Origin of the sequence: Cupriavidus malaysiensis, assembly GCF_001854325.1 — a bacterium.
Classification (GTDB): Bacteria; Pseudomonadota; Gammaproteobacteria; order Burkholderiales; family Burkholderiaceae; genus Cupriavidus; species Cupriavidus malaysiensis.
This window is the reverse complement of sequence record NZ_CP017754.1, coordinates 1,879,117-1,899,448: the sequence shown is the minus strand read 5'-3', so window position 1 is coordinate 1,899,448 and position 20,332 is coordinate 1,879,117. Positions and strand designations below refer to the sequence as shown.

19 protein-coding genes are annotated in these 20,332 nt (G+C 66.8%); 14 read left to right on the top strand and 5 right to left on the bottom strand.

Annotated features, from left to right (window positions below; translation table 11 throughout):
• Positions 1–54 precede the first annotated feature (54 nt).
• A complete protein-coding gene (locus BKK80_RS08280; RefSeq protein ID WP_071068851.1) occupies positions 55–945 on the top strand; it encodes an HNH endonuclease in 891 nt (296 codons plus the stop codon).
• An 18-nt stretch (positions 946–963) separates the two neighbouring features.
• On the opposite strand, the gene BKK80_RS08275 is transcribed toward BKK80_RS08280, so the two are convergent.
• Positions 964–1,779, bottom strand: coding sequence for a YaaW family protein (locus BKK80_RS08275; protein WP_236903734.1), 816 nt, complete (start codon positions 1,777–1,779; stop codon positions 964–966).
• Positions 1,780–2,043: 264 nt separating this feature from the next.
• Between BKK80_RS08275 and BKK80_RS08270 the strand changes: the two genes are divergently transcribed.
• The 12 genes from BKK80_RS08270 (at position 2,044) to BKK80_RS36280 (ending at position 16,895) form a co-directional block, all read left to right on the top strand.
• Entirely contained in the window at positions 2,044–2,268 is a 225-nt protein-coding gene (locus BKK80_RS08270; RefSeq protein ID WP_071068850.1) for a hypothetical protein, read from the top strand.
• A gap of 242 nt (positions 2,269–2,510) precedes the next feature.
• Positions 2,511–7,094 carry a hypothetical protein gene (locus BKK80_RS08265; RefSeq protein WP_071068849.1) on the top strand — a complete coding sequence of 1,528 codons (4,584 nt, stop codon included), beginning with the start codon at positions 2,511–2,513 and terminating at the stop codon, positions 7,092–7,094.
• 242 nt (positions 7,095–7,336) lie between these two features.
• The gene (locus tag BKK80_RS08260) at positions 7,337–8,050 is read left to right on the top strand and encodes a hypothetical protein (protein WP_236903733.1); all 714 of its coding nucleotides are present in this window, start codon (positions 7,337–7,339) and stop codon (positions 8,048–8,050) included.
• 65 nt (positions 8,051–8,115) lie between these two features.
• Positions 8,116–9,906 carry a hypothetical protein gene (locus BKK80_RS08255; RefSeq protein WP_071068847.1) on the top strand — a complete coding sequence of 597 codons (1,791 nt, stop codon included), beginning with the start codon at positions 8,116–8,118 and terminating at the stop codon, positions 9,904–9,906.
• 107 nt (positions 9,907–10,013) lie between these two features.
• Positions 10,014–10,382: a hypothetical protein gene (locus BKK80_RS08250; RefSeq protein ID WP_150728475.1), complete on the top strand. Its 369-nt coding sequence runs from the start codon at positions 10,014–10,016 to the stop codon at positions 10,380–10,382.
• Positions 10,383–10,397: 15 nt separating this feature from the next.
• Positions 10,398–13,427, top strand: a complete 3,030-nt coding sequence (locus tag BKK80_RS08245; RefSeq protein ID WP_071068845.1) for a type IV secretory system conjugative DNA transfer family protein — start codon at positions 10,398–10,400, stop codon at positions 13,425–13,427.
• 127 nt (positions 13,428–13,554) lie between these two features.
• A complete protein-coding gene (locus tag BKK80_RS08240; protein ID WP_071068844.1) occupies positions 13,555–14,148 on the top strand; it encodes a hypothetical protein in 594 nt (197 codons plus the stop codon).
• Positions 14,148–14,702, top strand: coding sequence for a hypothetical protein (locus tag BKK80_RS08235; RefSeq protein ID WP_071068843.1), 555 nt, complete (start codon positions 14,148–14,150; stop codon positions 14,700–14,702). Before BKK80_RS08240 ends, BKK80_RS08235 begins: the two co-directional genes overlap by 1 nt.
• 74 nt (positions 14,703–14,776) lie before the next feature.
• A complete protein-coding gene (locus BKK80_RS08230) occupies positions 14,777–15,067 on the top strand; it encodes a hypothetical protein (RefSeq protein WP_071068842.1) in 291 nt (96 codons plus the stop codon).
• A gap of 365 nt (positions 15,068–15,432) precedes the next feature.
• Positions 15,433–15,915 carry a hypothetical protein gene (locus tag BKK80_RS08225; protein WP_071068841.1) on the top strand — a complete coding sequence of 161 codons (483 nt, stop codon included), beginning with the start codon at positions 15,433–15,435 and terminating at the stop codon, positions 15,913–15,915.
• A 25-nt stretch (positions 15,916–15,940) separates the two neighbouring features.
• Positions 15,941–16,621 carry a hypothetical protein gene (locus tag BKK80_RS08220; RefSeq protein ID WP_071068840.1) on the top strand — a complete coding sequence of 227 codons (681 nt, stop codon included), beginning with the start codon at positions 15,941–15,943 and terminating at the stop codon, positions 16,619–16,621.
• A 100-nt stretch (positions 16,622–16,721) separates the two neighbouring features.
• A complete protein-coding gene (locus tag BKK80_RS36280) occupies positions 16,722–16,895 on the top strand; it encodes a hypothetical protein (protein WP_157903169.1) in 174 nt (57 codons plus the stop codon).
• 66 nt (positions 16,896–16,961) lie between these two features.
• On the opposite strand, the gene BKK80_RS08215 is transcribed toward BKK80_RS36280, so the two are convergent.
• The 4 genes from BKK80_RS08215 to BKK80_RS08200 all read right to left on the bottom strand — a co-directional run bounded on the left by BKK80_RS08215 (position 16,962) and on the right by BKK80_RS08200 (position 19,319).
• Positions 16,962–17,423 (bottom strand): hypothetical protein, encoded by a 462-nt coding sequence (locus BKK80_RS08215; RefSeq protein WP_071068839.1) that lies wholly within the window; start codon positions 17,421–17,423, stop codon positions 16,962–16,964.
• Positions 17,420–17,677 (bottom strand): toxin-antitoxin system HicB family antitoxin, encoded by a 258-nt coding sequence (locus tag BKK80_RS08210; RefSeq protein WP_150728469.1) that lies wholly within the window; start codon positions 17,675–17,677, stop codon positions 17,420–17,422. The genes BKK80_RS08215 and BKK80_RS08210 overlap by 4 nt, the downstream gene beginning before the upstream one ends.
• 70 nt (positions 17,678–17,747) lie before the next feature.
• Entirely contained in the window at positions 17,748–18,644 is an 897-nt protein-coding gene (locus BKK80_RS08205) for a murein L,D-transpeptidase catalytic domain family protein (protein ID WP_071070756.1), read from the bottom strand.
• Between the two features lie 90 nt (positions 18,645–18,734).
• Positions 18,735–19,319 (bottom strand): hypothetical protein, encoded by a 585-nt coding sequence (locus tag BKK80_RS08200; RefSeq protein ID WP_157903168.1) that lies wholly within the window; start codon positions 19,317–19,319, stop codon positions 18,735–18,737.
• A 268-nt stretch (positions 19,320–19,587) separates the two neighbouring features.
• On the opposite strand from BKK80_RS08200, the gene BKK80_RS08195 reads away from it, so the two are divergent.
• Positions 19,588–20,328, top strand: a complete 741-nt coding sequence (locus tag BKK80_RS08195; protein ID WP_071068836.1) for a hypothetical protein — start codon at positions 19,588–19,590, stop codon at positions 20,326–20,328.
• The last annotated feature ends 4 nt before the right edge of the window (positions 20,329–20,332 follow it).

Here is a 20,332-nt window from a genome sequence, read left to right as displayed (position 1 = left end):
ACCACCGGTCGGCGATGACCAGACACCTGAGCGATACCGGACCACGGGGGCAGCATGGCAACACCAACCATCAACCAGTTTCTCGACAGCTTGGGCGTCCGCCTGGCCGTCCGTCGTCCGTCGTGGGATGCCACGGACGAAAGCACGGATACCGTCGTGATGAAACTTTGGTTCAAGGATGTGGAGCCGGGGAGCAACGACCGATCCATCGGCGTCTGGAAACCTCGCCCGCCTGGCGATCGCAGCGATCCGATCGGTCGCGCCGAGCGTCTGCGCAGCATCGCCCACCTCGAAGCCGGCCGCCCCACGTACGCGGTGCTTCGATACGGGAAGGACCGCGACGATCCGCTGGCGAAGAAGTACGACGGGGTGCACCTGCGCAAGCTCAAAAGCGTGGACCGTCGCCCCAACGGCCACGTGTTCGTCACGGTCGATCGCCTCGTGACCGTCGACGACTACCTGGCCCGCCCGTCCGCCGGGTCATCGCTCGCGCAGGACCTGGCCGACATCGAGCGGCGCTACGCAAAACCCGACCAAGCCACCACCCGCCAGGCGCTCGTGCAAGCGCGCATGGGCCAGGGCCGCTACCGCGCCGGTCTGCTCTCGCTCTGGGGCGGTGCCTGCGCCGTCACCGGGTGCTCGGTCGGAACGCTCCTCATCGCCTCCCACGCGATGGCCTGGGCCGACTCGAACGACGATCAGCGCCTGGACCCGGCCAACGGGTTGCCGCTCATCGCCAACCTGGACCGCCTGTTCGACAACCATCTGATCGCGTTCGACCCGGACACCGGGGACATGCTCGTGTCCGACGTCCTGTCGGCGAAGGACCGCGCGCTGGTGGGCGTCCCCACCCCGCTGCGCAAGAAACCGACGAAGCGCCAGGCGGTCTACCTGCGCCACCACTTGGACCTGTTCCTCGCCGCCCAGGAGGACACGGGAGACTGAGCGCCCCCCGCCCGCCTGTTAGCCAAACTTCACTTGGTCGGCCATGTCGCCGTACATCTGCTGCTGCCGAAGTGCAGCGATTTGGATGACCGCCGGGATGGTCACGCGATACGCGGCACCAGCGATGTCCACCGCCGTCCAGACGCCGCTGATGATCCAACCGACCGGACCGGTGAGAATCGCCATCGTACGGGTCAGCAAAATGTTTCCACCGAACGACAGCCCGCGGCCGATCAAGGCCTTCAGCACCGCGTTCACGACGATCAACGTGAGCTGGTAGGATTTAAAGCCGCCCGCGCGGAAGATCGTTTGGAAGACCATCACCAGCGCCGGCGACGTGATGTTCGCGAAGTCCTTGATGCCCAGTTCCTTTGCCAGCTCGCGGAGCTGCTCGGGTGTCATTTTCGCGAGCGCGTCCTGCAAAATCTTCATCAGCAAGTTGCCCTCGATCGTCTCGACAGACGCCTTGGCGTTGTAGTTCACGTCCATCTTGTCGCACACGTCGCAGAGCACCTCCTTGTACAACACGCCCTTACCGCCCCGGAACATGGTAGCGAACGTGTTGCCCCCGAAGCACTGCACCTCGGCCGCGATGAGCTGCCAGTATTTGCTATGGTCCGGGGCGTATTTCTTGTAATCGTCCGCCATCGTCAGCTCTTCGGTCAACCTGGCGCTGCCGTCCTTGTCGTGCGTCAGGCAACGCACGAGGTCGTTCAGATCGCTCGATTTCATCTTGCCCAGAAAGCCCAGGTCCGGGTCGTGTCGATATGCCATTTGTATTCTTTGCTCCGTGCTTGGTTGAATCGCAACGACGTTGACCGCCGTCTCCTGCATGGAATAACTCCATGCCAGCCGTCCCCTGAAGGGGCTCAGCCCTCTGAGCGCGTTTACGGCGGCTCGTGGAAAACCTTAAGCGCCCGCTCCGTACCCACTCCTGCCCGCCGCCCCACATCCTCTGGAAGACTGCGGCATTCGAGCAACCGGCAAGGCCCAGATCAACGTCGTTCGCGCACTTGACACGCCCACAGAGCCCGCTAGGTTGAAGGTATGGAAGACGTGCCACGGCACGGGTCCCAAACCCAGCACGAGGAGCCTGCAATGCCTGCCCACCTGTTCGACGGTCTCGACGACGACGGCCTGCTCACGAAAAAGCGAATCCGCCAACTGGCTGAGGCCTACGGGGTGCAGCGCATGCTCCGCTCGCCGAAGGGCTCCCGGTCTCGCCACCTGTCCGTGCGCGAGAACGAGCGGGACCAGACCGCGAGCCGCCAAGCCTGGCGCCACGAAGCCCTGGCCAAGCGCGCCGGGCTGCGGGCCGCCTGATCCAGCGGGACCGATTTCACGATCAACGGGGGCGGCGTTTCAAGGGTGAAACGTCGCATTGAGGGGGCACGTCGCCCCCTCTTTTTCGTCCACCGTTTCGCCCATCGCCACCGCTCTCAAGCCGTGCCACGGCACGGCCATTCCTGTAACGCCGGGGTACTTGCGCACCCCGGAAAAGCCGCTAACCTGGGGTGATCGGACGCGTTCGCGCGACCGCCACGTACAGTACAGGGGGAGACAGCATGGCAGACCAGCAGAACGGCCGTCCGGGCCTTTTGGGTTCCGTCCAGGAACGTGTGGCCAACCTTTGGGGCCGCGTGCGCGAGATGCGCGCCGTGGAAGCCGCCGTCACCGCGCCGGCGCCTGCCGCGCCCCAGCCGTTGGAGAGCGCCAGCGATCGCGACGTGTTCGAGCTGACGACCATGGCCGCCAGCGACGCGTCGAAAGCGGAGTTCACCCGCTACATGGAGCGGTTCCAGGCCTCCCCGACCGCCGACTGGCTGCGCCAGCGCTACACGGACGGCCCGGAGGCGTTCGACCGTGACCTGCACGCCGAAGCGACGAAGGCCCAGGCCAAAGCGCTGCAGGAAAGCCTGCTGCGGAACGTTGTCGATGCCGACAACGTTGGCGAGTTCCTGGACCGCAGCGTACCGGACCACCTGCAGGACACGCTGCGCCACACCATCGCGCGCACGTTCCTCGAACCCGTGGTGCGGGAGCAAGGCCTCGAATGGCGCGGCCCGGAAGCCATCGCCATCAGCCACCAGTTCAGCGTCGACGCGCCCGAATCCTGGCCGGAGCGCCACGTCTCGGAGCTGTACGACATCACCGAGCGGATGCCCCAAGACCTGCTGACCGACCTGGCCAGCGACCTGACCGGTGACGAGCGCGCGCTGTTCGACGAGCACCGCGACTCCGTCGTGCGCGATGCCGTGGCCTGGGTCTGGGAGACCCGCCCGAGCAATACCCCGGACGCTTCGATCCGGCAGCAGTTCGAGGAGCATGCCCTCGGCGTTCTCGAAGAGCGTACCGGCATCGACCTCACGCCGCAGTTCGAGGAGCGCCTGCAAGCCGCCGAGGACCGCGACCTCCATTACCGTGAGGTGGCCCCGCGGCAGGACGAGCTGCTGAACCGCCTCGATCAAACGCCAACCGGTCAGGCGTTCAACCGCTACGCGTACGAACGGGACCTGCCCATGGACGAGCATCGCCTGTCGGCCCTGAACGTTGCGTTCGCCGCGTCGGCCGATGTGATCGCCCCGGGCGTCGAGGTGCCCAACGGCATCACGCGTGCCGACCTGTTCGAACAGCGGTTCCATGCGCGTCTGCTCGACGCCCTGACGCCGTTCGTCGACCAGTTGCCGGCCGCCGAGCGCGACGCCGTGCGCCAGCAGGCCGACGAGGACCTGGCCGCCGTGTTCGCCCCCACCGACCTGCCCAGCCGCCAGATGGTCGCCGATGCCGTCGAGAAGACCCTGGGCGTGACCGCCCCGGCGCCGGCGAAGGCCCAGGCCCAGGCCACCCCCCAGCAGCGTAGCCAGACCGCCCAGCCGGTCGCCGCGCGTGCGCCCGCTGCGCCGTCGCTCGCCCCGTCGAGCGCGCCGTCCGCCCCTGCCCCTGCCGAGACCGAGAAGGTCCAGGCCCCTGCCACCCCCACGGGCGAGAAGACCCCGGAGGGTGCTCCCGCCCAAGCTGCGGAAGCTGTGGCTACGCCGAGCGTGCCCGAGCGGGTGCCGACCGGCCCATGGGAGAACTTCCAGGGCAAGTGGGCTGGCGAGGTCTACGACTTTTGGCGTGCCCGCTACGCCGACCCGGCGAACAACGTGGCGATGAGCCCGCGCGAGGACGCCCCGGACGGCTTCGTGAAGAACGCCAAGGGCGAGCGCCAGGGGCTGTTCGATGCCGCTGCGTTCCTGAAGGCCCTGCCGGAAGGGACCACCCGCACCGACGCGTTCGTGGCACTGGACAACGCGTACAAGGCCCACGAGGAGGCCATGTACGTCAGCCGCATGAACAGCACCGGGCCGGACACGGTCCGCCTGGACCTGGTGAAGGCCGCGGAACATGCGTCGTTCCACGCCGAACGGTCCGCCCTGCTCCGCGGGACGCCCGAAGCCGTGGCGCAGAACCGCGAAAAGGCCCGTGAGGCCTTCGGCGCGCTGTTCGCCTACGACGTGAAGCACGGTCACCCGATCACCGACCCGGACCGCGACCTGAGCAGCGGCGCCACCGTACAGGAGCAGTTCAACTGGGTGAAGCGCGAAGACACCCGGGAGGACGGTCGCGTCCTGCAGCGTAAGGAAATCGGCGCGTCCGTTCTCGGGACCGTGCCGAGCGAGGGCCACCTCTTCACCACGCTGATGACGGGCCAGGGCGAGCTGATCGTGGGCCGCCGCCGTTCCATGATCGGCTTCAAGCCGTTGCAGGTCACCCCGCTGGAACGCAGCGAGTTCACCGCGCCGCAGGCGATCCGCACCGCGATCGCGAAGGAGCACGCCGAGGAGGTTGCGGCGAAGAACGCACGTGTACACGAGCTGCAGGAGGCGCAGAACGCGGTCCGCGTGGAGGTCGAAAAGGTCAAGGCGAAGGAGAAGGCCCAGGAGGCCGCTGTCCAGCCGTTCGTGCCCGAGCCCGACTACCAGGAGACCGACGAGGTGGTCATCGCCCGTGGGAAGCTGGTCGATCACGGGGTCCACGACATGAAGATCAACGGTCAGGAACCGACGCCGTACGCGTCCATCGAGGACCGTGAGGGCACCGTTCGCCGCGTCTACGGTTTCGACATTCCGCGCGCCTTGCAGGAGGGCAACGTGCTCCCCGGCATGACCGTGGAACTGCGCGGGGACATCACCACCTCCATGCAGCCCGACCGGAAGACCGGCGAGGAGTATCCCACCACGGTGATCCACTTCAGCGCCCGTCCGCACAACTTCGAGCAGCACGATGCCCAGCAGCGCGCGAAGTACGACGCGGCGGTCCAGCAGGCGAAGGAAAAGGAGCTGGCCACCACTCAGGGGATCCTGCCGTTCGTGCCGCAGCCGGACCACGCTCGTACGGTGGCCGAGCATTACGCGCGTGGGGTCCTGCTCGAGCAGGGGGTCCGTCCGTATCAGGACGTGGAAGGCGCCAAGCCCTCCCCGTTTGCTGTGGTGGAAGCCCGCGACGGTGAGAAGCACACCGTTTGGGGCAAGGACCTGCCGAAGGCCATCGAGGTCGGCGGTGTACAGATCGGCGACACGGTGGAACTGCGGGCGTACCGCACCGAGCCGAAGACCGTCCAGCTCGCCAACGGCGAGCAGCGGGCGGTGCCGCAGGTCACCTGGTCGGCCGCACCGCACGATTTCGTGGCCCACGAAGCGCAGCAGCGCGAGGCCCACGAGGCCCTGCACGGGAAGGTCCGTGAAGAGGTGGCGCTGACGGTCGAGGAGCGCATGGCCTCGTGGCTGGACGCGAGCGTCCAGAATCCCGAGCACTACCAGCCGCTGGCACGCGACGGCAAGGCCGAGTCGACCACGACCCTGGCCAGCTCCGCGGCTGAGCAGACCAAGGTCGTCGCCCAGGAGGAACTGAGCGCCGAGGCCCAGCGCCAAGCCAGCATCCAGGCGGCGATGAACGCGCCCGCCGCGAAGCTGAACCCGGACGTGTTGAACGAAGGGTTCAACTCGATCAAGGTCAAGGGTTTCACCTCCGACGGGGTGGCGTACAGCATGAGCATGGGCGGCGAAACCGTCGACGGTGTGGCGCCGTGGAACCGCGAGGCCAACGGCCTGGACGGTGCCACCAGCCCGAGCCTCAACCTGCTGACCGCTGGTGCGCGCCTGAACAACGCGATGGGCGGCCCGATCTCGCCGGACGATCGCGCGTTCGTCAACGAGGCGCTGCACGAGCACCTCGAGGCGAAGACCCAGACGTTCGTACGCGAGCACGGCCACCAGGTCGCGCCGATCGAAGCCCTGCTGCCGCGTGGGGATCGCCTCGCGTCGCGCATCGACGCCCGTGCCCAGGCACAGGCCCAGACCGTCGCGCAGGACCAGCAGCAGGGCCGCGGTGAGCAGGGCCACACCGCCACGGTGGAACCGGTGCAGGCCGCCCGGCACGACGCTGAGCACCAGGTGGTCGCCACGCCGAAGGTCGAGGCGCGCGAGGAGCAGCAGGTCGTGCAGCAGCCCACCGTGCAGACCCAGGCCACCACGCCGGTGGAGCGCGAGCAGCAGGTCGCCACGCCGATTGTCGAGCGCGAGGCCAAGCTCTTGCCGCCGGGCCAGTCCGACGCGCAGGTGCCGCAGCAGGAGGCCACGGGCACCTCGAAGGTCCTGGACAGCCTCATGTCCTGGACCGGTGGCGACCGTGAACCGGTACGTGTGGTGGGCACCCCCACTGCTCCGGCCCAGCAGACCGAGCGCCCGATCGTCGAGCGCGAGGCGAAGCTGCTGCCCCCGGGCCAGTCGGGCGCTCATGTGCCGCAGCAGGAGGTCAGCAGCTCTACGAAGACCCTGGACAGCCTCATGTCCTGGACGGGTGGTACGACCGCGCAGGAGCGGAAGGATGCCGCGCCGATCGTGGTGGATCCGAACAAGCCGCTGGCCCCGCAGGTCCAGGCCCACAACGAGCGCGTCCGCGAGAACTCCGACGAGGCGAAGAACCTCTGGGAGGGGCTGGGCCTCCGCGGTCCGAAGGCCGAAGCCGCGCAGCGTGAACGCCTGGGCCTGGCGCCCAGCACGCCGGCGCAGGACGTGAGCCAGACCCAGACGGGCCACGCCCAGGAGCACGACAAGCGCCGCGAGCTGAAGCTGAGCGTCGACGACGAGTACGAGCGCCGCCGCTGATCCACAGCGTCTCCTCGGCCTTGTCCGGCATGGTCAGGGTCGCTGGCCCCGGGTTCGCCCCGGGGCCTTTTTGCTTTCCGCACGTCTGGCCAGCACCCCGCCCGTGGTGATGGGGCGAAGCCTGATCGCCTGCTCCTTCCGTTGTCTTGCCCGTGCCCTGGCACGGTTTGACATGGGACCTAAAGCTGCTAGTTCTAAGTGATCGGCCATCCGCTGGCCCTAACGTTCAGGAGGATCACCCCATGTCCCAACGCCTCAAAACCTCGGTCACCGTGGTGGCCCTTGCCGCGATGGTCAGCCTCACCGCCGGTTGCGCGTCGATCAACGATGCCAGCGAATCGCTGGGCCATCACCTCGGCATTTCCAGCCAGAGTGGCGCGGCGGCCACCGGTGGTGCTGCCATCGGGTGCCTCGGTGGTGCTGCGGTGGGCGGTGTGGTCGGCGTCCTCACCGGCCACGGCCTCGCCGGAGCCGGTCTCGGTTGCGCCGGCGGTGCCGCGTTGCTCGGTGCGGAGAGCTACGCCGCGTCGGTGCAGAAGCAGCTCGACAACGCGCAGGCAGGCGCAAAGGTCCTGCGGGACAAGCTGACCGCGATGAACGCGCAGCAGCAGGTCGTCGTGGCGACCGCGATGGTCCACGACCGCGACAAGGACGGGAAACCGACCAGCAAGGAAATGCCGGCCTGGAACCACACGGACATCGGGCTTCCCCCGTCCGGCATGAAGACCCACGACCCGCGCGTCGCCGACCTGATCAGCAAGGCCGGTGAGCTGGCCAGCAAGTCCGACAAGCCGGTGACCATCGGCGTGTACGTGATGGCGCGGGACGCGAACTGGGTCCGGGGACTCCTGGACGCTGCGATCCCGAACAGCAACAAGACCACCACGTACGTGGTGCACACCGTCACCTCGCCCGCGAAGGCGAAGCTCGTCCTGACGCCGGTCCCGAGCGTCTGATCGACGGCCGACCAGGGCGGTGATCGCCGCCCTGCCACCTACAACATGTCTGGAGGAGACAGAGGATGGACAAGAAATCGTTGGAGACCGCGGTCGGCTACGCTTGGGATGACCTGGGTACCGCAGCGGTGCTCGTGAAGATGGCCGCGCAGGAGTACGTCGATGCCGCGCAAGAAACGCTTGCCGCGTTCGACGACGTACAGCGTCAGCTCACCACCATTTTCATGCAGAACCTGAGCCTGGAACAGGCCAGTCGGCTCATGGCCGAACTGCGCAAGCAGCCCGCCGGTCAGATGACCGTTGCGTTCGCGCAGGACACCCAGCTCCAAGTCAAGCTGAAGAGCGCGAACGAGGCCAAAGTTGCGTACCGGGACGCCACCCAAGCGTGGGAAAAGGCCGTCGATGCGGCCGAAGACGCGGGGTGCGAGCGGACCGCGCGGTTCAGTGCTCCCGATGAGGTGGTGCTCGCCGACCAGGCGATCGAGGCCGAGGCCAAGATCACCGACAAGCTCAACGATCTGCGCGCGGCGATCGAAAAGGGTGCCCAGCACGTCGACACGATCGTTCAGGCGGCGCAATCCGCGCCCGCTGCAACGGTGGTGCCGAGCAATGTTCCCGCCGCAGCGGTGGTGCCCTCCCCGGTCGCGCCGTCGGTTGCCGCGCCCGGGGATCCCGAGGTGGAATCGGCCGAGGACATGCTGAACGGCATGACGGACAACGGCACCACTCCGGCTGCCGCCCCTGTTGCTGAGCCGAGCGTGGCGCCGGTCGCTGCGGTGGAGGAGTCGGTCGCGGTCCAGCCCGTCGAACCTCCGCCTCAGACGTCCCTGCCGACGTCGGGCGTGGGCCTTGAGCTGGTCGACGCCATGATCAGCATGTCCGATGCGGGCCGTGCGCTCAACGATTTTGCTGGCGACGACGCCGAAGCGTATCAAACGCTCATGGGCAACATCCGGCGTGCGGTGGAGGACCTCGGGGCCGCCCTCGCCGCGTACCGCCAGGAGGAAACGGATCCTGATGCGTCGCTCATCGAGAACGCGGAAAAGCTGCGCGGCATGTTCAGCGGGATGCTCGAGGTGGAAGCCCTCGGGGAACGTGCCCGAGCCGAGTATCGCGCCCTCGACGAAGCCGCCGACGCCTACAACGCGGCAAACGACGTGTCCGACTCCAACGGCCGTATCCGTGCCCAAAGCAACTACAGGATGGCGCACGAGCGACTGGCCCGCACCTTCGCGGAGCTGAAAGCCGTCGATGGTATGGGTATGGACGCTGATTTCCTCGATGCCGTCGCTTCCGCGGTGGACAACGGCGGTCGGAACCTGGCCATGATGGCCAACCGCACGCACGTTGCCGTAACCGCCCGAGAGGGGATCGAAGCGCACGACGCGGCCTGGGGCGCCAAGCCCGCCAGCGCTGGCCTGGCCGGACTGACGAGCTACATCAAGCCCGTTGTGATCGGCGTGGCGGCGCTCCTGGTGATCGTCGCCGGTGTGTGGATCGGTTCGGGTTCGAGCAACTCGGATCCGGTCGCGGCCCCGGCTCCCGTGGTCGCGGCCCCTGCCCCGATCGCACCACCGACCGTGCCGGCACCGGCGGTTCCGGTAGTCCCCGTCCCTGCACCCGTGGCCACCCCGCGCGTCGTTGCGCCGGCGGTGCCTGCTGCGCTCGCTGCCCCTGTTGCGCACGTGGCCCCGGTTGCCCCCGCTCCGGTGGTGGCCAAGCCCGCCGTAGCGCCTACCGTGCACCGGCCGCCGGTGGTGCATCACGTCGACAACCTGGCGCGCGAGCAGGCCCAGCTCAACGCGGCCAACGCGAAGCTCGATGCCTGGGCTCAGCAGCACGACCATCAGCCGTAAAGCCTTGAGTAGAGGGGTGCTACGGCACCTCTCCACCGCACCACCAGCAGGGTTGACACGGCATCAGAACCTGCCATGTTGATCCGACCAACGACGAGGAGGAGACCTTGAAACAAACGCCCACCACCACGACCGAAAGCCCGAGCCAGAAAAGCGCCCCGACGTTGCAGTTCGGCGCGTTGGCCGACGAGATTTCCTGGCGCAGCAAGGTGTTCGACGTCATCGGTCGACTGATCTTCGGCTCGCCCAAAGCCTTGGGCGTACGGGAAGGCTTCTACCACGTGGCAGCCGAGCGGCCCCAGTTCAGCTTCGAGCTTCGCAACAACGTGCGCGACCAGCTCATCCGTCGGGACATTCGCGTGTGGCTCTCGCGCCGCATGCTAATCGTCGGCGCGGTGCTGATCGTCGTGAGCTTCATGCTCAACGACCGCTACACCCAGGCGCTGGCCGCCTCGGCGCACACCTTCTTCAACTGATCCATGGGAGGAACCATGCACGAGAACGAGACCCAAACGGTCGATCGTCCCACCAGCAACGCCCCCGAGAGCAGCACCGACACCGCAACCGCGGTTGCGGTCGCGCCGAAGGTCAAAGCCCCGCCTTACGACCGTAACGCCGCGCAGTTCATTGAACGGTTGAAGCCCGCTCTGTTCAAGGATGCCGGTCAGGGCATGGCCTACACCGGCCTCATGGGACGCGCTCGTGAGCGAATCACCAAGAACGTGAAAATGCAGGTCGCCGAGTATTTCCGGCGCAAGATCCCCCTCACGAACCGCGCCCCGTTCGACCTGCAGGACAAGGAAGGCGACACCGCCGTTGCGGGTGACGGAACGCCGCTCGTCCAGCTCCTGAAGGTGGACGGTGACGACTGCGAGATCGGGTACGGCGGGTCCAGCCTGGCCGAGACCGCCCTGCTCTACGCGCACCCGCTGGTCACTGTCGCGTCCGAGGCGATCGTGGCCTCGGGCCACATGGGCCTGCCCGGCCTCGTGCTGACGCAAGCCGCCTACGCCATCGGGACCCTGGCCCTGCTGGGCCGTAACTGGCGCTACATCATCCGCCCCACCGCGCAATACACGATGGGCATCCTCGCGGTGCAGACCGCCGCCGCGGCGACCTTCCCGGAGTTCGCCGGGCCCGTTGTCGCCGCCGGCAGTTCCCTGATGCTGGGCCGGCCGTTCCTCGAATCGCTGATCGCCAACCGCTCCGGAAAGGACCGCCTGTTCAAGCTCCCGGAACCGTTCCAAACGCCGAACGACAACGACGCGATGATGATGCGTCAGACTCAGATCAACGCTGCGTCCAACTTCGCGAAAAACGGTCCGGTGATCATCCTCGGAACGGCGCGTGGTTACCTGCAACGCGTGAAGGGCGACCCTCTGGCCCCCGACATGGACATGTACATGGGGTTGTCGGCCCACGACGACCTGACCACCCACCTGCTGGTGATCGGGGAGACCGGTTCCGGGAAGACCTTCGGCATTCTCACGCCCCTGGTCCAGCAATGGCTGGTTTACGGTCAGTTCCGCAACGGTGTGTTCGAAAACTGTGGTGGTGCTCTGCTGCTGGACGGTAAGGGTTCCCTGCCGGACGACATCATCAAGGCGTTGCGCGAGCAGGGTCTGGACAAGATCCTGACCATCATCCAGATTTCGCCGGAACCGGGTGGCGATCCGTTCGCGCTGTTGCAAGGCATGACCCCCGAGCAGGTGACGAGCGCGCTGCTCGCCGTGAACAACGACGCCAGCGACATGAAAGACTTCTGGACGGTCAGCCCGGGGAACTGGCTGCGTCACACGGCCCGCCTGCTGTGGACGGCCAGGGAGCTGGAAATGATCGAGCTGGAAGCCGAAGCTCGCAAGCGCGGTTTCGCGAACTACCGGGCCTGGTCCGACGATCTGGACCGCCTGGTCCAGACCATGAGCACCGACGGCACGACGTTCAAGCGCTGGACCGATTACGCCGCCTGGCGCAAGGCCTCCAAGATGGACGTACCGGAACCCTTCGCGTCGGCCCTGCGCAACTACTTCTGGCACTTTGCGACCCTGAGCGACTTCGCCATGTCCTGGATGGAGGATTCGATCTTCATCTCGAACATCCAGCCGCAGCCCAACCCGCAGACCGGCCAAATCCCGATCCCGTCGGACGCTCCGAAGGTGCCGGGTGGCCTCGGGCTCGTTGGGTGGTTGCAGCAGCACCCGGACGTGCTGGCGAACAACGCCCGCGGGAAGCTGATCCGCCAGGCCTTGAAGTTCGCCTCGCTGGACCTTCCCAAGCTGCGCGCGGACCTGCGGTCCGACATCCGTGCCACGCTGTCGTCCTGGTTCACCCCGATCATGAGCAACGAAAAGCTCGTGGAGTGGGCCTACCTCGAAGAGGGCTGCGACGTGCTCGCGTGCATGCGCGGCGCCGTGGTGGGGATCTCCCTGCCCGAAACGCTGTACCAGGAGGCCGGCAAGATCATCACCATGCTGGCCAAGAAGCGCGTGTTCAACGCGGTCAAGGAACGCGGGAGCGTGGTCGACTGGCAGGCCAAGTGGCCCGAGCAGCGGTCGCTGCTGTGCATGATCGACGAAGCCCAGATCCTTCTGGGCAAGGGCAGCCATGCGGACGAAGGCGAGCTGCTGTCCACCGCGCGCTCGCTGGGCCTGCGGTGCGTGTTCGCGTCCCAGACGGTCGATGCGTTCTACGCTCGCCTGGGCGAGGACTCCGCGCGGGCGTTCCTGAGCAACTTCATCTCCTGGTGCAGCATGAAGTCCTCGCCGGCGAGCCATGGGTGGGCCAATGATCGCCTGATGCGTCAGCGCGTGCACGACTACAACTACTACCTGTCGGGTGCGCTCAGGGACATCACGTCGAACGACTTCCAGCGCGCCCACCAGGGGGCTCGAGAGGCCGCGAGGATCGGCAAGCCGGAGCTGAACCCGGGTCAGCGGCTGGCCATGCTCAAGCGCCTGCGCTACGACCTGAGTCGGCCGACGGACGTCCTTCTGACGAAGGCGGATCGTGACGCCCTGCACAACCCGAAGGACCGGTCCGGCCGGCTGCCGGCGTCGCTCGCCAAGCTCGCGCTGATGTTCTCCGTGGGCGCGGTGACCACCAACCTGTGGGAGGTTGTGCGGGGCACGGGCGCCCTCGCCTCGGGCCTGGCCCGGCGCGTTGCGGGGGCGCTGAGCTGGAAGTTCATGGGCGGTGCCGTCGAGCACGACGACTACAAGCCCCCGCGGTTCTATGTGAAGCACAAGGTTGGGGAAAACAGTTATGTGCCCGACCCGAACGGCGACGTGGTCGAACTGTTCCCCTCGGACGATTGGCCCCTGCTGAACCACCGCTACGTGGGCATGATCAACGTGAAGCGTGGTGGGGTGCCGCGTCGTGACCTCTGCGACACCATCGGCAAGCTCTCGGTCAAGCAGATCCGTATGTTTGCGGGGTTGCAGGGCATCCAGACGCTCTACGACGAGCTGGAGCGCCGGCAGGCCATGGCGGCGTCCAACGACCCGGAACGCACCGCCGCCTGACCTGAACCAAAGCTCGGATCCGTCCGGGCTTTTCCGTGCCAGGGCACGGCTTGACACGGCCCTTTATCCTGCTAAGTGTAGACCATGGCCCGACGCGCTACGCGGGCACCATCGAGGAGGAGACCTCATGCTGAGCACCACCCTTCCGGGCTTCGCGTACTGGGCGACGCCGAAGTTTTATTCGTCGCTGCTTGACCCGCAGGGAACGGCCGACCTCGTGCCGATCGTGATGGCCGGGTTGCTCTTCGTGGCGCTCGTCATCGGTTTGGAGTTTTGGCGTTTCCACAAGCGCCAGCACGTCCGTGAAAACAACCTCCAATGGATGATCGACAGGATGGATGCCTTCACCAAGGCTCGTCGTGAAGGCCGCACGGAACAAATGGACCCGTTGGACTTTACGAAGAACGACATCTGGAAGCTCGAGCAGGACGTGAAACGGGGCCGTCGGAATCGGTTCGTCCTCGTCGGCGGGCTTTCGCTGGTGGGGCTGCTCGTTGCGCTCTGCCTGGCGGTCATCGTGATCTGCTGGGGCCACTGGTGGATCGAGGGCGGTTACAAGTGCGACGGCGCCGTTCAGCCCGTCTACAACCAGTTCGACCCGGAAGGTCTCCAGCAGACGGTGCTCGGTGGTCACGTGAACCTGTGCTCCCCTGGGCTGTTCACCCATGCCGATGTGTTCTTCGCCAACCCGAAAAATGCCATCCGGGAGACCTTGAACTGATGAAGCTCGATCCTCGTGTCCAACAGGGCGCTGCCCTCCTCGCCGGCCTGTGCCTGCTGTTCGCCGCCACCGTCGGCGTGACCAAGTTCCTCCACCGTCGTCCCGCCGCTCCTGCCCCCGCCACGCCGGAGCAGATCGTCGCCCAGGCGGTGGCCACCAACCCGGCGCTGGTGTCCCGCGACGCGTGCCTCCGCCTGGCCGTGGTGCCGCTGCCGTCGTCGTTGCTCGACCCGACCCGCACCCCGTTGCCGACCCAGGCCGACGCGGAAAAGCAGCCCGATGCGAACCTGCGCAACTGGCTGTCGCGTTTCAATCCGCCGCTGGCGAACCTGCCGATGAACCACGAGCAGCTCGTGATGTCGGTGATGGCCACCATGCCGACGGTCCAGGCACGCCGCGATGCCGCGCACGCGCGGATCCAGGCCGAGCTGCGCCAGATCGACGTCTACAAGGGGATCTGCGCCAAGACCTGGCCCGCGACGGACCGCCTCGCCGCATCGCTGGTCACGCTGCACCGGAACGTGCTGATGGCCATTCACCCCATGCCCCACTGATCCAGACGCATCACCGTTTTGTTGTTCAACCCACGGGCCGCATCCCGCGGCCCCGCACACCGGAGGAGACCACCGTGCACACCCTGACCAACCCCGTTATCGACATGCTCGACGTCCTGTTCGTCCAGGCCGGCATCCCGCTGCTGATCGTCGCCGGCGTCATCGGCGCCGCGTACCTCGGCCTCGTGCTGGGCACCCGTCGCAACGCCTCGCGCCCGCTGCCGCCCGAGCTGGACCAGGAGGCTCAGCCCTCCTACCTGATCCGCCCGGCGCGCCCGACGTACACCCAGGCGGAAGCCGGTCAGCGCCTGCGCGCCACGATCGCCTCGTTCAACGCCGCACGCCAGGCCCGCTCCACGGACTGACGGTGGTGGCAGGACCCGCGCAACAGCATCGCGCGTCGACCACGCATCAACACCCCGGGGGCCTAGCGGCCCCTTTCCCGTTGCTGACGCCCCTGTGCCAGGGCACGTCGATTCGCTCGCGTCCTGGGCCGGAGGCACCGCCTTTCCCGCTGGTGTTTTCCCGGGTGGTGAGCGCCGCCTCGTCCCCCTCAAAAATAGTTGCGCTGGTCCGTCGTACATGGGCTATGACTCTTGACGAGCCAATAGGTCCTGCTAGGTTAAAAGTAGGAGGTACAGAAAGATGTGCCCTGGCACATCCGAACGAACCTCCCCAACCGACCCAACCCTTACGCCACGATCGACCCCGACCACCCACGGACCGCATCATGAACGACCTGATCCTCATCCCCGACAACCTGCCCGCCACCGTCCCGGCCACCACCGCTGCTGTGCCTGCCCCTGAGCGCCAGAAGGAGGCCATCGACCGTGCGATCGACCACTACCGCAACCTCGTGTCCCGGGGCGTACGTGTCCCGGTCCCCGGCGGTTCGCCGATCACCGCGCTGGCCCTGATCACCTCCGACAAGCCAGAGCACCTCGCGCTGATGCGCGGCTTCATCGTGGTCCAGGCCAAGGCGATCAACGTCTCCCCGAAGCTGTTCCTCGCCGTGGTGAATGCCGCCCTGCGTCGCCGCAGCGCTGCCGACGCGGCCAGCCTGGCGAAGTCCGCTGCGACCACCAAGGTCTTCGACCTGGTGACCTATGACTACGACCCGGACGACGGCGTGGTGAAGGCCTACGACACCCGGACCATGGACCGGATCGACGGCACGCCGTGGACCCCGGGCTTCGGTCTGAAAGACTGCTGATCCACCCCTGATCCCAGGAGAGCGCATGGACGCCCAGACCATCAACGACGTGTCGAACTGCGAAGAGGGACGCTACCCCTACCCGGACGCCTGCGTGAAGCTGGTGATGGGCCGCGAGCGGGACGCCCTTCGCATCCCGCGTGTGGCCGGGATGGTCATCGTAAGCACCCGGGACGAGCGGGCCGAGGGTTCGTTTCAGGTTCACTGCCCGGACTTCGCGCCCCACACCGTGTCGTCCCTGGACGACGTGCGCTGGCAGGTCGAGCAGCTCCGGATCCTGGATGCCCAGCGCAAGGACGGTTGGCTCCTGCGCAAGCTCCGCAAGCCGTACATGGTCACCTTCCGCTGGACCATGGGCGTGCTGCATCGCCGCTTCATCCTCGCCTGGTCGTCCGTGGACGCCTACCGCGGCCAGGTCCCCGAACCGTACACAGGGGCCGTGATCCCGTTGTGCGACCTGGAGACCCTGCTGGCCCGGATGGAGCGGGTCAAAACCGGGGAGGAGAAGGCCCCGTACGCCTGGGATTACAGCGACGGCGGTGACTGGCCGCGGCACTGCGAGCGCGTGTGGAACGAGGCACCGCCCGAAGACCGCGCCCGGATGCAGCAGACGCTGAACGTGATGGCTGCATACAGGTCCAGTCGTCCTGGAGACCCTTCTGCGTCAGAGACCAAGGGCACCACCGATCCCGAACGGTCCGCGTGATCCAAACCGTGCCAGGGCACGGACTTTACGCGCCTCGAAATGCTGCTAGTTCTTGACCATCGCTCGCCATCCGGTGGGCACCACCCAGGGAGGAACATCCATGCTTTACGCCATCGCCATCGTCGTCCTGCTCGCCGTCCTCGTCGCGGTGTTTCGCAACACCCCCAGCTCGCTGTTCGGCGGGCAGAGCCTGGCCCAGCGCTTCCGCCAGAACCTCGCGAACGCGCGTGCTGAGCACGACGCGCGGGACGCCGGCGAGAACACCAACCGCTGATCGTTCCACCAGCACATGCAAACGGGGCCATCGGCCCCTTTTCCCATTCCCCGCCTGGTCCTGCCGTCACTGCCAGCGTGCAGCGTCCATCTCCTGCTTCACCGAGTGCACCCGCGCCACGTGATGCCGCTGGTGGTGCTCGAACGCCGCCTCGCTGGCCAGGGCCTCGATCGCGTTGCGCACGTCCTGCGCGAAGAAAATGTCCTCGAACGCCATCAGTTCCCCGCCGAACACGTCGTCCCCGATCTGCTGCTTCAAGGCCTCCCAAGCCGGCCCGGTGTCAATCGACGTCTGCAGAGCGTCCAGGCGCCCATGCCGGGCGAACATGGCCCACCAGCCCTCGCCCGGCTGCTCCGTCGCCTGAATCGTGTGGTGCCGGCCGTTGAGCGTGACGCCCACCGTTACCGTCAGCGCCGGGTACACCGCGTCGAGCCCGTCCACCACCGCCGGCTCCTCCACCTTCTCGGCCACCAGGCTGGCCACGATCGTGGCCAGGGCCTCCTCCTGCTTCGCGGTCCACATGCTCATCGCACGCTCCCCAGGATCCGGTCGATGTCCACGTGCAACTGGGCCAGCCGTTGCGCCTGGTGGGGCTGCGTGCCGGGCGCGGCCTCGTTGAACGCCACCCACCACCGCACCTCGGGATGGTCCGACAGGACCTTCACGAGCAGCTCGTTCAGGCTCTGGTTGTGCTGACGCGCAACCGCCGTCACGGCGTCGTGCAGCACCGGCTGCATGCGGAGTGTGGCGCTCCTGCGAGGGGTCTTGCGGGTGGTGGTCATCAGATCCTCCGGTTCTGGGTGGTGGTCGATTCCAACGTAGCAGGTCGAATCGTGGCGGCAAGAGCCCCGATCAGCAGAGCTTCCCCGTCAGGAACCCGGACGCCTGCTGCCACTTCTTGTCGGGGTAAAACGAGAACAGGTAGGCCCCCTTCTTCAGGCTGTCGATCATCGGGACGATCACGCCCCGCTGCACCGCCGCGCACCCCTCAGACTGCGACACGTGGCCTGTGGCCGCCCGCTCGTCGTTCACGTAGTCCGTGCCGTGCAACCAGATGCCCCGCTCCACCGCGTGGTCGTTGATGCCCTTCTCCAGCCCCACCATGCTCATCGCCGGGCCGAACTGGCTCTTGAACGGACTGCCCAGCTCGAACAGGCCCAGGCTGGACTGCTCGCTGTCGGGCTGGTTCGAGAAGGACCGCGCGTAGAGCCCCGCGCCGGATCCGCGCCCGTGCAGGACGTACTCGTTCCACAGGAGCTTGCCGTTGCGCAGGTCGAAGACCCAGAGGCGCCGGGCGGTGCTCGGCAACGAGTAGTCGATCACCACCAGGCGGTCCTTGTCCCCGTAGTGCTTCGCTGCGCATTCCATCGCCCGCATCGCCAGGTGCAACGCGTCCGGGTTGATCGTGGGCGCCACCGCCAGGAGCTGCTGCTCCGTCACGCGGAACACCGGTCGCGGCACGACCACCTGCGCCACCCCAGCCACCGTGGGCCAGAACGCGCCCACCATGCGCTCGGGCATGCGGGTGAAACGGGTCAGCCGCGGCGAAGCGTCGAACACGGGCGCGGGTTCGTCAAAGGCCGACGGGACGTCGACCAAGGATGCGGGTTGGGGAATCGCGATGGCCGCCGGTTCATGGATGTGCCCTGGCACGGCCTTGAGCGGACTGGGGCAAAGCGCGAGTGCAGCAAGGCAGGCTGCGGTGAGCGCCACCAGGCGGTGGGCAATGGGTTTCAGCGAGGGGTTCAATCGGTCCTCCAAGTGCAGTGGTGATCGCCTCCTTGTCGTGTTGTTGGCGACGGTGGGTGAAGGGCCCCAGAGCGCGGGGCCCGTGGTGGTTCAGCGCGGGCTGAACCGTGAACGGGGACGGTAAGCCTCCACCCCGTTGTCCGTGTCGTAAGCCAGGGTGCTGGCCCGCGACGTGGGTTCGAAGCGCGCCATGGTCGAGCGCGTGTCCAGACGGTTGCCCAGGCTGCACGCGCTGGGGATCGTGATCTGCGGTGCCGGGCTCCGGGGTTCGGTCGACCGCTCCACCGGGTCGATGCGGGGACCACGGCTGGCCCGCACGTCCGCCATGCTGAACTTGCGCCGCCCACCGTCGATCCGCCGCCCCTCGACGTCCAGGGTTTGCGGTTCGGTGGTCAGCACGTCGCGCGGCACGATCGTCACGCCGTCGGCTTCGAGCTTGCGGACCCGCACCAGCTTCGCGGTGACCCAGGCCTGCCGCTGCTGGAGCTGACGGATCTGCTCCGCCTGCAACGCGATGGTCTCGCGCTGCAACTTCATCGTGAGCATCACCAAGATCGCTTCGAGCATCTCGACGAGCGCCTCGATCGGCTTGCCGATCATCGCTTTCAGCTCCTCGTCCGGCTGGATCGAGAAGTCGTACATGCCTTCTGGGGTGTATCCGTTGCGGGTAGTCATCGGGGATCTCCGGGTGCGCATCGTTGGCGCGGTGGTTTTGAGGTCCTTCACTTTTCAACCTAGCAGGATCACCAGACCGGTCAACAGCAAAAGCGCCATACAAGCCCCGGATTTACAAAGTTTTTTCCATCCTCAGACGAACGGTTAACCCGTGCCCCGGCACGTGTTGGATTCTTCGCCAGAAGGTATTGACACGCGGCCATGACCCGCTAAGTACAAGGAGGTCGGGCCCGTGGAGAGGCCCCTGGATCGTCGAGGGAGGAGAACTGTGACGCGTAAGACCAAGTACCGCCTCAAGCAGCTCAACGCGCTGGCCATGGCCATGCTCACCGGGCTGGAAGCCCTGCCCGCCTTCGCCCAGAGCGATGCGGAACGCAACGTCGCCGACAGCGCCGGTCAGCCGCAGGACGCGGTGGTGAGCTACGTGCAGGAGCCCGTGGCCCAGACGCCGACCCTCTACCCGCGCGTGTCGTTCAACGCAACCGGTTCGAAGGAGTGGCACGTGTACGTCGACGCGAACCTGCACGCGTACCACTTCGACCGTCAGGCCGTGAAGGATTACCACTTCAATGAAAACAACCTCGGATTGGGTCTGGAGGCCGGAAACGACGTGTTCCGGATCATGGTCGGCCAGTACCACAACTCGATCTGGCGCAACAGCACGTTCTTCCTCGCTGGCTACACGCCCTTTCAGTTCGACATCACGTCGAAGGATCGCGTGAACCTGGGCCCGGTCGCCGGTGTGGTGAGCGGCTACCTCGAAGACACGACCGTCCAAGTGCCTTACACGATCACCGACCCCGTTCGCGGATTCCAATCCACCCGGTATCGCACCGAGAACACGCAGAAGCCTCGAGGCTTCATGCCCGCCGCCGGCCTCCTGCTCTCCTACGAGCACGACCACAAGTGGGGCGTGAACCTCATCGCCGTGCCGAACGTCAAGCGTGCCGGCATCTACGGCTTCGTGGGCGTCCAAGGCCGCATCGCCATCCCGTCGTCCTGGTTCTAGCCAC